Genomic DNA, 14,717 nt, shown 5'->3' on the forward strand with positions numbered 1-14,717 from the left:
CCTTGTCGTGATAGTGCGTGATTCTTTGGCGTAGGCAGCGTGCTATGCTGGGGGAGAGGCCGGGTTCGGTCAAAAGCGGCCCTTCTAACTTCGAAATAAAAGGAACTATGCGCGATTCAGCAAGCAAAAAAGATAGAAAATTTATGGCCGTTTGGATTTGTTATGGAGTGGCGATTGGATGTGCGATTGGCGTCGCGCTCGGCAACGTTGCTCTTGGCATTGGCCCGGGGATTGCAATTGGATTTGCTATCGGCAGGTCAATTTTGAAGTCTCGGCGCTAAATTTTTACGTTTGACCTTCGACACAAATCTTCTGTTCAACGCAAAGCTGAACGGCCGGTTTGGGCCGGTTCCTGCCTGTCGTGACACGCCGTGATTTTTCTGCCTCAGCAACATGCCATGCTGGCCTGACCGGCCGAGACTGGCCAGAAGCAGACCAAGAGGTTCCCGTCGGGGGCTTTTTTCAGAGGAACTCCGGAAAAAATATCAAGCCCATACCGCGGGCACCGCATCTGCCACATAACAAAAAGCAAACCTGTCAACGCTCGACGAGCATAAGCGCGCTTTTCGCCCTCGCCGTACGGCAGTACCATGGTGGCGCCGATACGCGATGGAGGCCGCCATGATGGGCAACATGATGGGATACGGTTGGTGGGGAATGGGCGTTGGCAGCGTGCTGATGCTTCTGTTCTGGGCGTTCGTTATCCTCGGAATCGTCGGCGTGATCCGCTGGTTCCTGTCCCAGAACGGTCCGGATCGCGGCACACGCGGGAAGACGCCGCTCGAGATCGTTCAGGAGCGCTTTGCGCGCGGAGAGATCGGCAAAGAGGAGTACGAGCAAATGAAACGGGATCTGGCGCCATAGGCCAGCGCTGACCCGACCCTGGACATCGACGATCGGCATGCCGGCACATGCGTGGCGAGAAGGAACGATGTCAAAGACTATCCGACGGGCGTACGACGTGACATCACCATGCCGTGCGCGGTTGTGGATCGCAAACTGCATGATTGCGATTATCGGAAGCTTGTGCTCGTTGCCCGTATCGGGGCAAGCGGCGCCGAACCCGGCGCGCGCTTGGCAGCGACAAAATGTGCAGCCTGCCACGGCGCGGACGGAAATAGCACGGTCTCGCAATATCCGAAGCTTGCCGGCCAGGATCCCGACTATCTCTACCGGCAGATGTGGGCGTTCAAGACAGGCCGGCGCAGTTCCAAACCGATGTCCGGGATCGCCGCCACGCTCTCCGATGCGGAGATCACGGATGTCGTGAGTTTCTTCGGCAAGCAGGCCGTGCGCGCGGACCGCGTCACGGATCCAGGCCTGCGGGCGGAGGGTGAGCGAATCTTCCATGGCAACGCGGGCCCCGGCCGAGGGCCCGCGTGCGTCATGTGCCACGGCCAGGACGGGCAGGCCATGCCGATGATGGGAATGATGGCGATGATGGCACCGATACCGGCGCTCAACGGCCAGCACTCGGCCTATATCATTGATCAGTTACACCGTTTCGCCAGTGGCGAGCGTCAGGGCATGATGATGGGCCGGATTGCCGCGTCGCTGAGCGAGCGTGATATCAGGGCTGTGGCCGAATTCCTGGCAACTTCACCGTAACAGCACCGGGGCGCGGTGCCGCCCGGCAGCGGCTGCCGGGCACGCCTTCAGGTTCAGCCGTGCACCGGGTCGGCGATACCTACCACCGCGACGGCGGAAGCCGCCGCCAGCGTGATCGTTCCGGTGGCCGGATCGACGTGCAGCGTCGGCGCGGTCGTGCCGACATTCTCCAGCACGACGCTGTTGACGGAGGTGCCGTCCGACCACTGGATCATGTAGTCGTCGTCGGTCGTTGCCGTGCCGGCCTTGAACACGCCGCCGATGTCCGAACCCTGGACGATGGCGTAGTTGTTGGCGGTGGCGTCCGCAAGATACGTCGTGTGGCCGGTCGCGGTGCCGGTGAAGGTGTCTTCGGCCACCTGGATCACGTCGTTCAGGCCCGCATTGACGATCACGTCCATGGCCGAAATCGAACCGCCGTCGGTGAAGACATGGGTATCCGTGTCGCCCTTGCCGTACAGGAGCACGTCGACCGCCTGGTCGGCGCCCAGGTCGATGTGGTCCGCGCCCGCGCCGCCCGAGATCGTGTCCACGCCGGTGGTGCCCGTGATGGTGTCGTTGCCGCCGAAGCCCCAGACGTGGGTTCCGCTGACGGTATCGCCGGATGCCGTGCCCAGCGTGTAGACAGTGGCGCTGCTGTCGGTCACGGTGGTGCCGGTGGTGCCGGTGGTGGTGGTGGTCGAGGTGGTCACCGACACGGTGCCGCTCACCACTTGGGCCTGTTCGCCCAGCGTCGCCTGGCCATCGCTGATGGTGCCGACGTGCGTCGCGGTCTTGGTGACCGGATCGACCAGGCTGATGTCGCCGGCGGTCACGCCGGAGACGTGCACGCCTGCGGCGTCGGCGACAATCTTCAGCGTGCTGTCCGACGTGCCGCCGTCGGTCGTGGCCGGCTGCGCCACCACGGCCAGCGTGCCGTCCGGGTTGACGTTGTCGGCCCCGGTGGCGACCAGCGCGTTGCCGGCCAGGTCGCGGATCGAGCCGCCCAGCGCGTGCGCGACGGCGGTTGCCAGGTCGGTGGTGCTGTGGTCGTCGTCACCCACCGTGTAGCTGAACACCAGCGTGTCGGTGCCGCTGCCGCTGACGTAATGCGCCACGCCTTCGTTATTCAACAGCAGGTGCGGCTGGCCCTTGGTCTGGACCGCTTCGCTGAACTTCACGCTGAAGGTCACCTTGTCGCCAACCGCAAGGCTGCCGTCGTTGTCGCCATACGCAATCGATGCGACCGTCGGCGCGGTCGTATCGCCGCCCTGCGGCGCATGGCCACGATAGACCAGGTCGGTGGCGGCCGGCATGCCGCCGCTGTCCAGCGCCTTGATCAAGTCAGGCAGGCTGGTCCCGGGCGGCATCGTCTTGAGCACCTGGCCCATGCCGCCCCCACGCAGCAGCTGCGCCATGCTGGCCGGGTCGGTTGCGCCCTGCTTGGCCGCATCGGCCAGCGCCTGCAGCAGCGTGACCGGATCGGTCTTGCCCTGCTGCGTGTCGGCCAGGTCGGCGAGCGATTCGCCGCTGCCGGCCAGCGAGTCGATCACGCTCGGCGCGTCCTTGGCCGTACTTGCCAGGCTGCTGGCGGCGGTGATCATGTTGTCGATGTCCGTGCTGGTGGTCGTAGAGTTGACCGACCTGACCAGCAGCTGGCCGGCCTGGACGGCCTGATAGCCGTCGTACGACGTGCCCGTCGCTGCCACATGGGCGGTGAATTCCGCCGCCGCTTTCTGGCGCAGGTTGACCAGGGATGCGTCGCTGCCTTGCGCGCCCTGCAGTACGTCGATCGCCACGTCGGCCATGGTTGCGTGGCCCTTGCTCACGGCGTCAACCCAATACGACAGGCCGGCGGCCTCCGGGGCGCGGTTGAACAGCTGCTGGTAGATTTCGGTGATGCGGTCGGTCGCGGTGGTCGAGCTGAAGCGGACGGTGGCTTCCTCCGAGTTGGCGAACGCGTCCTTGATGACGCTGAAGTCGCCGCCCGCCTGGGCGAGCTGCTGCGACCAGTACGCCAAACCAGCCGGGTCAGCCGGGCGGCCGTAGAAGGCAACGTAAAACGCGTTGACGGTCGAATCGTAGGTCGTGCTCATGGGTTCTCCTGTGGCTGGGCAGCGGCACGCTGCCGGGGGAACCCTGAATATATCCATGCGGCAATTAATTTCCAAGCGGAAATTCAATGAGGTGCGACAGTTTTGGGGGCAGACACCACATTTGAGCGGAAAAGCCGTATTTAGACAGCAACTTAGTTGTTGAACTGTGATCAAGCGCGACGATTCAAAGCGTCGACCAGCCTGTCACGGTGCGACGCGCCACCGCCTGGCCAACGGCAGCGGCGGCAGATAGGCCACGCCGAGGAAGCCGTCGGCGAACTCGTCCACGTAGCGCCGGGGCAGCGTGGCGGGGGCGTGCAGGGGAACGGTGGTGAGCGCCAGCATGCGGCGTTCGATCTGGTCGAACAGCGCGTCGTCCGCGCCGGGCGTCGGGGGGAGGGTGTCGGTCGTTTTCATCCGGGCATTCTACCTGTGCTGCGGCGCACAAAAAACAGTGTCCGGATGCATGTTTGTGGTCGATCAACGATGACAGGCATGGGACGGAACCCATGCTTATCTGTGCGCAATGTGCAGCAAAAAATAGCTTTTTTTGAAGTCGCGTGGCGTCGTACCTGCGGGCGCGCCACGCGATCCGCACGAGATTTACGGGTACAGGCCGCGCACCTCACGCGCCTGCAGGATGCGCGTGCACGCCACGATGAACGTCGCCGTGCGCAGCGACACCTTCTTCTCCTGCGCGACGTCCCACACGGCGCCGAACGCGCTTTGCATGATGCGGGTCAGGCGGGCGTTGATCTCGTCCTCGGTCCAGAAGAAGCTGGAGAAGTCCTGCACCCATTCGAAGTAGGACACCGTGACGCCGCCCGCGTTGGCCAGCACGTCCGGCACGACGAGGACGTCCTTGTCGGTCAGGATGTCGTCCGCTTCCGGCGTCGTCGGGCCGTTCGCGCCTTCCAGGACGATTTTCGTGCGCAGCCGCGTCGCGACGTCCGCCGTGATCTGGCGCTCCAGCGCGGCCGGGATCAGGATGTCCGATTCGATGTCCCAGAACGCGTCGCGGTCCAGGGTCGCGTCCGCACCGGGGAAGCCTTTGACGCCGCCCGCTTCGGCCACGTGCTCGTGCAGCCGTGCGGCATCGAGGCCGCCTTCGCACACGATGGTGCCGGTGTGGTCCTGCACGGCGACGATCTTCGCGCCCGCCTCGGCGAAGATCGTGGCCGCAGTGCCGCCGACGTTGCCGAAGCCCTGGATCGCGATCCGGGCACCGGCCAGCGCGACGCCGCGCCGGGCCGCGGCCTCCTGGCCGACGACGAACACGCCGCGGCCCGTCGCTTCGCGGCGTCCCAGCGAGCCGCCGAGCGAGACCGGCTTGCCCGTCACGACGCCGGTCGACAGGTTCCCTTCGATCATGGCGTACGAATCCATCATCCAGGCCATGACCTGCTCGTTGGTGTTCACGTCCGGGGCGGGGATGTCCTTCGTCGGGCCGATCAGCATGCTGATCTCGCTCGTGTAGCGGCGCGTGAGGCGCTGCAGCTCGCCTTTCGACAGCGTGGACGGATCGACGCGGATGCCGCCCTTGGCGCCGCCGTACGGCACGTTGACGGCCGCGTTCTTGACCGACATCCAGGCCGACAGGGCCATCACTTCCGACAGCGTCACGTCCTGGTGGAAGCGCACGCCGCCCTTGCCCGGGCCGCGCGACAGGTTGTGCTGGACGCGGTAGCCCTCGTAGTGGGCGATGGTGCCGTCGTCGCGTTCGATCGGCACGTCCACGGCCAGGATCCGTTTCGGACGTTTCAGGGTCTCGACCCAGCGCGACAGGCTGCCCAGGTGCGGGGCGACGCGGTCGACCTGCTGCAGGTACTGGCCCCACGGACCCAGGTCGGCGGGATTCAAATAGGAAGGGATGTAGTCGTTGCTCATGGCATGTCTCCGGTGGTGTGATTCAGGCTGAGCGCATCATAGGATGAGCTGCCGGAGCATGGCCAATGCTGCTTGCGCATGCGGTCATGCGCAAAAAGCATTACGCGGTTGGAGCCTGCGCGGCGAGGTAGTCCCACAGGTCCGCGACGACGGGCTTGCCGGGCCGCGCGTCGGACGGGCGTTCGCGGTACAGGCGGATCTCCATCTCGATCTCCCACTGACCGGGTTCGCTCGCGCGCGCCAGCTGCTGCTGCGCGACCTCGCGCGTGACCGCCGATTCGGGCAGGAAGGCGACGCCGTGGCCGTCCAGCGCCATCATCTTCAGGCCTTCCGCCATGTCGGTCTCGTAGCGCTTGTCGAAGTACAGCGCGGGCTTCGCGTCGGCGACGATCAGGTCGACCATCCGTCCCAGGTAGGCATTCGTCGTGTAGGACAGGAACGGCAGCGGCGCGTCCTTGCGGCCGGGCAGGCGGTAGGCCGGTTCGCCGTCGGCGTCGCAGCGGGCGTACGCGCACAGCGCCTCGCGCCCCAGCAGCAGCATGTCGTAGCGGCCCGGGTCGAGCTGCACCGGCTGGCGCGGATGGTGGTAGCACAGCAGCAGGTCGCAGCCGCCTTCGACCAGTTGCAGCACCGCGTCGTGCACGTTGAGGGCGATGAGGCGGCTGCTGAGCGGCCCGAAATCGCGCTCCAGCGCCGTGAGCCACTTCGGGATGAACGTGAGCGACAGCGTGTGCGGGACGGCCAGGTCGATCGTCCTGGCCACCGTCGCGCGGTTATTGCGCAGCATTTCGCGCACGCCGTTGATCTGGCCGAGCATTTCCAGCGCCTGTTCGTAGAACACCATGCCGGCCGGCGTGACGCGGGTGGGGAACGTGGTGCGGTCGACGAGGTCCGTGCCGAGCCAGTTTTCCAGCGAGCGGATGCGGCGCGAAAACGCCGGCTGCGTCACGTGCCGCAACTGGGCCGAGCGGCTGAAGTTCTTGGTTTCGACCAGTGAGATGAAGTCTTCCAGCCATTTCGTTTCCATGCGCGTCCCGTGCCGTTGAATCGTCGCGGCATTGTACGGCTATTTCTTGCCCGCCATAAAGCGGTGCCGGCGTCCGGCCGCTTTCCAACGATTCATACGGGGCCCGGGCGGCCCCTCCGGTTTTCTGGACGCCGGCGGCTGCCGCAAACCGGCCTCTCAGAAAAAATCCATTTCGAATCAACGGCTTGCATTTCCGACTTGGGCGTAATGACTCTGGCATGCGTATTGCTGATGACCGTGCACCCGGTTCCCGCCGGGTCATGACAACACGCGGCGCCGCCAGATGCCGCGATTCTTGGAGATTAATGTGAAGAAGACACGCCCCTTGACCCTGACCATCCTGATCGCGATGGTGCTGGGCGCCGCAGTCGGCTACGGCTGCCATGAAACCATCGCCGACAAGCAGCTCAGTGCCGACGTCGCGGCACATATTTCCATCGTCACCGACGTGTTCCTGCGGCTGATCAAGATGATCATCTCGCTGCTGGTCTTTTCGACGCTCACCGTCGGCATCGCCCACATGGGGGACGGCCGCGCCGCCGGACGGATCGGCATGAAGGCGATGGCCTGGTTCGTGATCGCCTCGCTGACGTCGCTGACCCTGGGCATGGTGCTGTCCAACCTGCTGCAACTGGGCGCGCACCTGAACCTGCCGCTGCCGCCGGTCGATGCGGCCACCGGCCTGAAAACCTCCGCCTTCACCTTGAAGGACTTCGTCGTCCACCTGGTACCCAAGTCGCCGCTGGAAGCGATGGCCAATAACGAGATCCTGCAAGTGCTCGTGTTCGCGCTGTTCTTCGGCGGCGCGCTGGGCGCGCTGGGCCAGTCCGCGGCCGGCCTCACCGCCGTGATCGAACAACTGGCGCAGGTCATGCTGCGCATCACCGGCGCGATCATGAAGATGGCGCCGCTGGCCGTGTTCGCCGCGATCGCATCGATCGTCACCACGAGCGGCCTGGGCATCCTGCTCACCTTCGCCAAGTTCATGGGCGCGTTCTACATCGGCCTCCTGTGCCTGTGGACGCTGCTGGTGCTGGGCGGCTACCTGTTCATCGGCAAGCGCGTGCTGCGCCTCCTGGCGCTGATCCGCGAACCGTTCCTGATCGCGTTTTCCACCGCCAGCTCGGAAGCGGCCTATCCCAAGCTGCTGCTGGCGCTGGACCAGTTCGGCGTGCAGCGCAAGATCTCCAGCTTCGTGCTGCCGATGGGGTATTCGTTCAACCTCGACGGCTCGATGATGTACTGCACCTTCGCCGTGCTGTTCATCACCCAGGCGTACGGCATCGACCTGTCGCTGGGCACGCAGATCACCATGCTGCTGCTGCTGATGCTGACGTCCAAGGGCATGGCCGGCGTGCCGCGCGCGTCGCTGGTCGTGATCGCCGCCACCCTCAACCAGTTCCACATCCCCGAGGCCGGCCTGCTGCTGTTGATGGGCATCGACCAGTTCCTCGACATGGGGCGCTCGGCCACCAATGCCGTCGGCAACGCCATCGCCACGGCCGTCGTCGCCAACTGGGAAGGCGCGCTGGGCGAGAAGCCGCAGCAGACCGTCCCGACGGCCGTCCAAGTCGGCTGACCGTACACCACAAACCACGCAAACAACACAAACCATCAACGGAGACTTGATTTGAACTATCGGCTTATCGCCGGCGCATGCGCGCTCGGCCTGTCCACCGCCTGCGCCCAGGCACAAACGTCCGTGAAGATCTATGGCGTCGCCGACGCCGGCATCGTGCTGGAACGCGGCGGCCCGAACGGCTCGGCCGACAACATCGGCAGCGGCGTGGCGTCCGGCTCGCGGCTCGGCTTCAAGGGCAAGGAAGACCTCGGCGGCGGCACGAGCGCCTTCTTCGTGCTGGAAAACGGCTACAACATCGACACCGGCAAGCCGGCGCAGGGCGGGCTGCTGTTCGGCCGCCAGGCCCTCGTGGGACTGTCCGGCGCGTTCGGTTCGGTGAGCCTGGGCCGCCAGTACGCGCCGTTCTACAAGGCCTTGCGCGACATCGTCGACCCGTTCTGCACGGGCCTCGCGGGCAATGCGCAGAACATCTTCCCGACCCTCACCCGCGTCGACAATTCGGTCGAGTACCAGACGCCGGCCTGGAACGGCCTGTCGGCCGACGTGCTGTACGGCGCCGGCGAGGCCGCCGCCGACACGGTGAAGAACCGCAGCATCGGCGCCTCCGTCACCTATGACGCCGATGGCTTGACCCTGGTGCTGGCGCATCACCGCAAGGACGCTGCGACGGGCACCGGATACGACGGCCACACGATGGTGGCCGGCCGCTACCGCTTCGGCCGCACGGTCTTCCACGCGGCGTATGCGCGCAATCGCGACGTGGCGGGCAACGCCAGCCGGGACGCGCTGGTGGGCGTGGCCGTGAAGGCCGGGCCGGGCCGGGTGCTGGCGTCGCTGGTCGTGCACCGCGACGACTTCGGCCGCGACGCGCACGCGCGCCAGGGCGCGATCGGCTACGAGTACGGCCTGTCCCGGCGCACCGACCTGTACGCCGCGTACGGCCACATCGTCAACCGCGACGGTGCCGCGTACACGGTCGGCGACGCGACCAATGCCGGTTCCGGCACCACGGGCATTAACCTTGGGGTGCGGCATGTGTTCTAATCGCATGGTGTAAACACTTCAGGACCGCCATGCCAGCAGACGCACCCACCGTCAACCCGCGCCAGGCCGGCCGCTGGCCGCGCCGGCGGCTGGCGCTGTGGGCCTTGCTGCTGCTGGCATTCGTGGCGCTGGCGGGCGTGGCGTACCGCTATGCCGAGGAGGCCGCGATCGACCGGCTGCGGCAGTCCGGGGCGCGGCGGCTGGACACGTACACGGCCAGCCTGGAAAACCTGCTGTCCAAATACGATTTCCTGCCCGGCACGTTCGAACTGAACAACGACGTCATCGCCATGCTGCGCCACCCCGGCGACGAGGTCTTGCGGACGCAGGTCAACGTTTACCTGGAGCGCGTCAACCGCCTGGCCGGGTCGACGAGCATCTACATCGTCAACCTGCAAGGCGTGACGCAGGCCGCCAGCAACTGGCGCGCGCCCGACAGCTTCGTCGGCGACAACGTCGCGTTCCGGCCCTATGTGCGCGACGCGTTGCGCGGCGTGCCGGGCGGCTTCTACGGGGTCGGCACGACGCGGGGCGAGCCCGGTTATTATTTTGCCCAGGGCATCTACCACGACGGCCGCATGCTGGGCGTGGCGACCGTCAAGGTCAACATCGAAAGCCAGGAAGACGGGTGGGCCGAAGCCGGCGGCAAGGTCTTGCTCACCGACGCGCATGGCGTGGTGTTTCTCAGCTCGGTGCCCGCATGGAAATACCATACCTTGGCGCCGCTGGCGCCGGCCGTGCGCCAGGAACTTGAACAGTCGCGCCAATACGTCTCCCACGCGCTCGTGCCGCTGGGGCTGCGCGTCGTGCGCGTGCTCGACAGCCGTGCCGGCATCGTCGCCGGGCCGCCGCCCGCCGGTGGGCTCATGCTGAGCCAGTCGCGCGCGCTGGTGCGGCGCAACTGGCGGATGGTCTACCTGTCCGACCTCGCGCCCGCCCGCGCCAGCGCCCGCGCCGCGGCCCTGCTGACCTTGCTGTCGGAGGCGCTGGCCGTCATGCTGGTGCTGTACGCGCGCCAGCGTCACCGCCTCGGCCGGCAGCGGCGGCGCGCGCGCGAGGATCTGCAGCGCGCCTACGACCAGCTGGAAAATCTCGTGGCCGAGCGCACAGCGAGCCTGCAGCAGATGACGCGCGAGCTGCGCGACGAGAACGCCGTGCGCCGCCAGGCCGAAGAGCAGTTGCACAAGGCGCAGAGTGAGCTGGTCCAGGCGGGCAAGATGGCCGTGCTGGGGCAGCTGTCGGCCGGCATCACGCACGAACTGAACCAGCCGCTGACGGCGCTGCGCACGATGGCGGACAATGCCCGCGTGCTGATCGAGCGCGGCCGCCTCGACGACGCCCGCGCGAACCTCGACACGATCTCGCAACTGGTCGCGCGCATGGGCCTGCTCACCGGCCAGCTGCGCCAGTTCGCGCGCAAGTCCGGCGCCTTGCCGAGCGCGGTCCCGGTGGCGGAGGCCGTCACGGCCGCGCTGTTCCTCGTCGAGCGCCGGATCGCGCAGGAGCGCGTGGGCTTCCGCATGGCCACGCACGCGCGCGACCTGTACGCGCTGTGCGACAGCAACCGGCTGCAGCAGGTCCTCGTGAACCTGTTCAGCAATGCGCTCGACGCGATGGAGATGGCGGGCAGCGCGCCGCGCCAGCTCGTCGTCGACGCCGCGCGCCACGGCGACCGGATCCTGATTTCCGTGACCGACAGCGGTCCCGGCATCCCCGCCGAGATCCGCGCGCAGTTATTCGAACCCTTCTTTACCACCAAGCCGCAGGGCAAAGGCCTGGGACTGGGGCTGGCCATCTCCGAACAGATCGTGCGCGAGTTCGGCGGCCAGCTGCGGGCCGAGTCGCCGCCCGAAGGCGGCGCCCGGTTCATCATCGATCTGCCCCGGGCGGAGTAGGAGACACCATGTCCACGTATGAAACAATGAAAGTGCTGCTCGTCGAAGACGACGCCGTCGTCCGTGCCGGCAGCGCGCAGGCGCTCGATCTGGCGGGTTTTACGGTCGAAGCGTTCGACGCCGCCGAGCCGGCGCTGGAGCAGGTGAAGCCCGGCTTTGCCGGCATCGTCGTCAGCGACGTGCGCCTGCCCGGCATGAGCGGGCTCGAACTGATGGCCGCCGTCAAGGCCATCGACGCGCAGGTGCCGGTGGTGCTGGTGACGGGCCACGGCGACATCTCGATGGCGGTGGGCGCGATGCGCGGCGGCGCCTACGATTTCATCGCCAAGCCGTATTCGTCGGAACAGCTGGTCGACGCGGTGCAGCGTGCGCTCGAGACGCGGCGCCTGATCCTGGAGGTCGAGACGCTGCGCGACCGCATCGCGAACGGCGAAGGCATCGAGGCGATGCTGCTGGGCGATTCCGCCCCGATGCGCAACCTGCGCCGCCTGATCCTGGACCTGGCCGACGAGTCGGCCGACGTGCTGATCTACGGCGAAACCGGCACCGGCAAGGAGATGGTGGCGCGCTGCCTGCACCAGTTCAGCCGCCGCCGCGCGCACCACTTCGTCGCCCTCAATTGCGGCGCGATCCCGGAAAACATCTTCGAGAGCGAAGTGTTCGGCCACGAGCCGGGCGCGTTCACCGGCGCCGCCAAGCGCCAGGTCGGCAAGATCGAGCACGCCGACAAGGGCTCGCTGTTCCTCGACGAGGTCGAAAGCCTGCCGCTGTCGCTGCAGGTGAAGCTGCTGCGCGTGCTGCAGGAGCGCTACGTCGAGCGGCTCGGATCGAACCATCCGGTGCCGGTGGACGTGCGCGTGATCGCCGCGTCCAAGGTCGACCTGAAGGAATGGTCGGACCAGCAGAAATTCCGCAGCGACCTGTACTACCGCCTGAACCTGATCGTGCTGAACCTGCCGCCGCTGCGCGAGCGGCGCGAGGACATTCCCCTGCTGTTCGAACATTTCATGCTGGGCGCGGCGGCGCGCTACAAGCGCGGCGTGCCGACGGTGCCGGCGCCGCTGATGCAATCGCTGATGGCGCACAACTGGCCGGGCAATGTGCGCGAGCTGCGCAATATCGCCGAGCGCTACGTGCTGGGGTTGTCCAGCGGTGGCGACGGCCTGCTGGCGGCGCGCACGGCGGCGGCGGTACCGCTGGCCGACCAGGTGGGGGCGTTCGAGCGCGCCGTCATCGAGCAGGAATTGCGCCGGGCGGCGGGCAACGTCGTCGACGTCGCCGCGGCGCTGGGGGTGCCCAAGCAGACGCTGTACTACAAGATGCAGAAGTATGGGCTGACGCCGGACGATTACCGATAATGGCGGCTCATGGTGGACACGGGGTGTCCACCCTACGTTTCAACCGTAGGGTGGGCGGCCCTCCGCCCACCTTTGCACGCGTCACGGCGCCGCGAACGTGACCGTCACCTTCAACCCGCGCCCGCTCTCCGCGCGATCCAATGCGAGCGCGGCGCCATGCACCGTGGCGATGTCGCGCACGATGGCGAGCCCCAGCCCGGTCCCGCCCGGATTGGTCTCCAGCGCGGCGCCGGCCCGATAAAAGGGCATGAACACCTTGTCGTATTCCGCCGGATCGAGCCCCGGCCCGCTGTCCTGCACGTCGAGCACCACGCCGCCGTCCCGCCGCCGTACGCGCAGCAGCACGGTGCCGCCGGGCGGCGTGTAGCGGATCGCGTTGTCGACCAGGTTGCTCACCAGCTCGTGCAGCAGCAGCGCCTGGCCCGCGATCGTCGTCGCGCCGTCGTCGTCCGCTTCCAGCGCCAGGTCGATGTCTTTCTGGACGGCCGGCAGCGCCAGCTCCAGCCCGACCTGGCGCACCACCTCGGACAGCGGCACGGGCGCGAGCGCGGCGTTGGCGCCGCCGTGCTCGATGCGCGCGAGCGTCAGCAGGCGGTTCGCCAGGTGCACCGTCGAATCCGTCGTCGCCGCGATCGAGCGCACGATGGCCTCCATCGCGGCCGGGTCGTTTGCGCGCAGGGCCAGCTCGGCCTGCGTCTTCAGCACCGTCAGCGGGGTGCGCAGCTGGTGCGACGCGTCGGCGATGAAGCGGCGCTGGCTCGCGATCAGGTTCTGCATGCGCGCCATCGTCCCGTTCATCGCCGCCACCAGCGGGCGCACTTCGCGGTGGACCAGCGCTTCGTCGACGTCGGACAGGTCGGAAATCGCGCGCGTTTCCACGACCTGCTTCAAGCGCATCAGCGGCTGCAGCACGAGGCGCACGGCGAACCACACGAGCGTGGCCACGGCCAGCACCAGCAGCGCCTGGCGCAGCAGGGTGTTGAGCAGGATGCGCCGCGACAGCGCCACGCGCGCGTCCAGCGTCTCGCCCACCTGGATCAGCGCGATGCCGCGCATCGAATCGTCGTACACGGGCTGCAGCAGGGCGGCGATGCGCACCGGCTCGCCGTTGTAGTCGGCGTGATAAAACCGCACGAGGGCCGGATACAGTTCCGAGCGCGGCGTGTTCTTCGGCACGGGCGGCAGGTCGTCGTAGCCGGACACCGTCTCGCCGTGCAGGCCGCCCACGCGGTAATAGATGCGGCCCAGCGTGTCCGTCTCGAAGCTGTCCAGCGCCACGTAGGGCACGTCCGCCACGACCTTGCCGTCGCGGACCGACACCCGCTCCGCCAGCGCGCGCGTGGACGCGAGCAGAGAGCGGTCGTAGGCGATGTCGGCGGCGTCGAGCGCGTCGCGGTACAGCGACACGGCGTTCAGCGCCACGAGGATCACGAGCGGCACGATCAGCCAGCGCAGCAGCTGCCCGCGCAGGCTGCCCAGCGGCCGCACCGGAACGAAGGACGCGGGCATCGCGCTCAGGCGCCGGCGGCCGGCCGTTCCTGCAGCAGATAGCCGATGCCGCGCAGGGTGGCGATGGCGGCGCCGCCGTCCGGACGCTTGTCCAGCTTCTTGCGCACGCGGTGGATGTACAGCTCGATGGCGTCGAGGTTGGCGTCGTCGTCCAGCGCGAACACTTCGTCGAACAGTTTTTCCTTCGACAGCGCGCGGCCCGGACGCGAGATCAGCGCTTCCAGCACGGCGTGCTCGCGCGGCGTCAGCGCCAGCGGCTCGCCGCAGTAGGTGAACATGCGGGCGACGGTGTCGAAGCTGAGCTGCCCGCAGCTGTGCACGACGGCCTCGTTGCCGACGCTGCGGCGCAACAACGCTTTCACGCGCGCTTCCAGTTCCGCCAGTTCGAACGGCTTGGCGAGGTAATCGTCGGCGCCCAGGTTCAGGCCCTGCACGCGCTCTTCCAGCCCGCCGCGCGCCGTGAGGATCAGCACGGGCGTGCGCCCGCGCGTGCCGCCGCGCGCACGCAGGCGGCGCAGCACGTCCAGGCCGTCCATGCGCGGCAGCGTGAGGTCCAGGATCACGAGCGCGTAGTCCTGGGTGTGCAGCAGCGCGTCGGCATCGGCGCCGTTGGCGGCGCATTCGACGGTGAGATTGGCGTCGCGCAGGGCTTTCGATACCCAGTGCGACAGCTCGACATGGTCTTCGACTAACAGGATTCGCATCGCGCCAGTGTAAGCGCAAGCGCGCGCG

Annotated in this window: 13 protein-coding genes; 7 read left to right on the forward strand and 6 right to left on the reverse strand. The window is 67.2% G+C overall.

Annotated features, from left to right (window positions below):
* Positions 1–107: 107 nt before the first annotated feature.
* From ISF28_RS31390 to ISF28_RS09355, 3 genes are all read left to right on the forward strand, one after another.
* Positions 108–281 (forward strand): glycine zipper domain-containing protein, encoded by a 174-nt coding sequence (locus ISF28_RS31390; RefSeq protein ID WP_502572574.1) that lies wholly within the window; start codon positions 108–110, stop codon positions 279–281.
* A 340-nt stretch (positions 282–621) separates the two neighbouring features.
* The gene (locus ISF28_RS09350; protein WP_198116883.1) at positions 622–864 is read left to right on the forward strand and encodes an SHOCT domain-containing protein; all 243 of its coding nucleotides are present in this window, start codon (positions 622–624) and stop codon (positions 862–864) included.
* 123 nt (positions 865–987) lie between these two features.
* Positions 988–1,608, forward strand: a complete 621-nt coding sequence (locus tag ISF28_RS09355; RefSeq protein WP_370663408.1) for a c-type cytochrome — start codon at positions 988–990, stop codon at positions 1,606–1,608.
* A gap of 53 nt (positions 1,609–1,661) precedes the next feature.
* Here ISF28_RS09355 and ISF28_RS09360 read toward each other — a convergent pair whose 3' ends face one another.
* The 4 genes from ISF28_RS09360 to ISF28_RS09375 all read right to left on the reverse strand — a co-directional run bounded on the left by ISF28_RS09360 (position 1,662) and on the right by ISF28_RS09375 (position 6,597).
* Positions 1,662–3,683, reverse strand: coding sequence for a DUF4214 domain-containing protein (locus ISF28_RS09360; RefSeq protein ID WP_198116884.1), 2,022 nt, complete (start codon positions 3,681–3,683; stop codon positions 1,662–1,664).
* Between the two features lie 204 nt (positions 3,684–3,887).
* Positions 3,888–4,100 (reverse strand): hypothetical protein, encoded by a 213-nt coding sequence (locus tag ISF28_RS09365; RefSeq protein WP_198116885.1) that lies wholly within the window; start codon positions 4,098–4,100, stop codon positions 3,888–3,890.
* A gap of 186 nt (positions 4,101–4,286) precedes the next feature.
* Entirely contained in the window at positions 4,287–5,570 is a 1,284-nt protein-coding gene (locus ISF28_RS09370) for a Glu/Leu/Phe/Val family dehydrogenase (RefSeq protein ID WP_198116886.1), read from the reverse strand.
* 100 nt (positions 5,571–5,670) lie between these two features.
* Positions 5,671–6,597, reverse strand: coding sequence for a LysR substrate-binding domain-containing protein (locus ISF28_RS09375; protein WP_198116887.1), 927 nt, complete (start codon positions 6,595–6,597; stop codon positions 5,671–5,673).
* A gap of 307 nt (positions 6,598–6,904) precedes the next feature.
* Between ISF28_RS09375 and ISF28_RS09380 the strand changes: the two genes are divergently transcribed.
* From ISF28_RS09380 to ISF28_RS09395, 4 genes are read left to right on the forward strand one after another with little or no spacing between them, the layout of a single operon-like run.
* Positions 6,905–8,176 (forward strand): dicarboxylate/amino acid:cation symporter, encoded by a 1,272-nt coding sequence (locus ISF28_RS09380; protein ID WP_198116888.1) that lies wholly within the window; start codon positions 6,905–6,907, stop codon positions 8,174–8,176.
* 51 nt (positions 8,177–8,227) lie between these two features.
* Positions 8,228–9,223 (forward strand): porin, encoded by a 996-nt coding sequence (locus ISF28_RS09385; protein ID WP_229518962.1) that lies wholly within the window; start codon positions 8,228–8,230, stop codon positions 9,221–9,223.
* A 29-nt stretch (positions 9,224–9,252) separates the two neighbouring features.
* Positions 9,253–11,118, forward strand: a complete 1,866-nt coding sequence (locus ISF28_RS09390; RefSeq protein ID WP_198116889.1) for a sensor histidine kinase — start codon at positions 9,253–9,255, stop codon at positions 11,116–11,118.
* Between the two features lie 8 nt (positions 11,119–11,126).
* A complete protein-coding gene (locus ISF28_RS09395; protein ID WP_229518963.1) occupies positions 11,127–12,476 on the forward strand; it encodes a sigma-54-dependent transcriptional regulator in 1,350 nt (449 codons plus the stop codon).
* A gap of 81 nt (positions 12,477–12,557) precedes the next feature.
* Here the strand turns inward: ISF28_RS09395 and ISF28_RS09400 are convergent, their stop codons facing one another.
* Together ISF28_RS09400 and ISF28_RS09405 are read right to left on the reverse strand one after the other, a co-directional pair.
* Positions 12,558–13,985 carry a sensor histidine kinase gene (locus tag ISF28_RS09400; protein WP_198116890.1) on the reverse strand — a complete coding sequence of 476 codons (1,428 nt, stop codon included), beginning with the start codon at positions 13,983–13,985 and terminating at the stop codon, positions 12,558–12,560.
* A 5-nt stretch (positions 13,986–13,990) separates the two neighbouring features.
* On the reverse strand, positions 13,991–14,689 hold the full coding sequence (locus ISF28_RS09405) for a response regulator (RefSeq protein ID WP_198116891.1): 699 nt from the start codon (positions 14,687–14,689) through the stop codon (positions 13,991–13,993).
* Positions 14,690–14,717: the final 28 nt, after the last annotated feature.

The sequence above is a fragment of the Massilia rhizosphaerae genome (genome assembly GCF_016093545.1).
Lineage (GTDB): Bacteria > Pseudomonadota > Gammaproteobacteria > Burkholderiales > Burkholderiaceae_D > Telluria > Telluria rhizosphaerae.

What these genes read in the sequence shown, in the direction of transcription:
- ISF28_RS31390 (WP_502572574.1), top strand. Translation starts at nt 108, where the DNA reads ATGCGCGATTCAGCAAGCAAAAAAGATAGAAAATTTATGGCCGTTTGG.
- ISF28_RS09350 (WP_198116883.1), top strand. Translation starts at nt 622, where the DNA reads ATGATGGGCAACATGATGGGATACGGTTGGTGGGGAATGGGCGTTGGC.
- ISF28_RS09360 (WP_198116884.1), bottom strand. Translation starts at nt 3,683, where the DNA reads ATGAGCACGACCTACGATTCGACCGTCAACGCGTTTTACGTTGCCTTC.
- ISF28_RS09365 (WP_198116885.1), bottom strand. Translation starts at nt 4,100, where the DNA reads ATGAAAACGACCGACACCCTCCCCCCGACGCCCGGCGCGGACGACGCG.
- ISF28_RS09370 (WP_198116886.1), bottom strand. Translation starts at nt 5,570, where the DNA reads ATGAGCAACGACTACATCCCTTCCTATTTGAATCCCGCCGACCTGGGT.
- ISF28_RS09375 (WP_198116887.1), bottom strand. Translation starts at nt 6,597, where the DNA reads ATGGAAACGAAATGGCTGGAAGACTTCATCTCACTGGTCGAAACCAAG.
- ISF28_RS09390 (WP_198116889.1), top strand. Translation starts at nt 9,253, where the DNA reads ATGCCAGCAGACGCACCCACCGTCAACCCGCGCCAGGCCGGCCGCTGG.
- ISF28_RS09395 (WP_229518963.1), top strand. Translation starts at nt 11,127, where the DNA reads ATGTCCACGTATGAAACAATGAAAGTGCTGCTCGTCGAAGACGACGCC.
- ISF28_RS09400 (WP_198116890.1), bottom strand. Translation starts at nt 13,985, where the DNA reads ATGCCCGCGTCCTTCGTTCCGGTGCGGCCGCTGGGCAGCCTGCGCGGG.
- ISF28_RS09405 (WP_198116891.1), bottom strand. Translation starts at nt 14,689, where the DNA reads ATGCGAATCCTGTTAGTCGAAGACCATGTCGAGCTGTCGCACTGGGTA.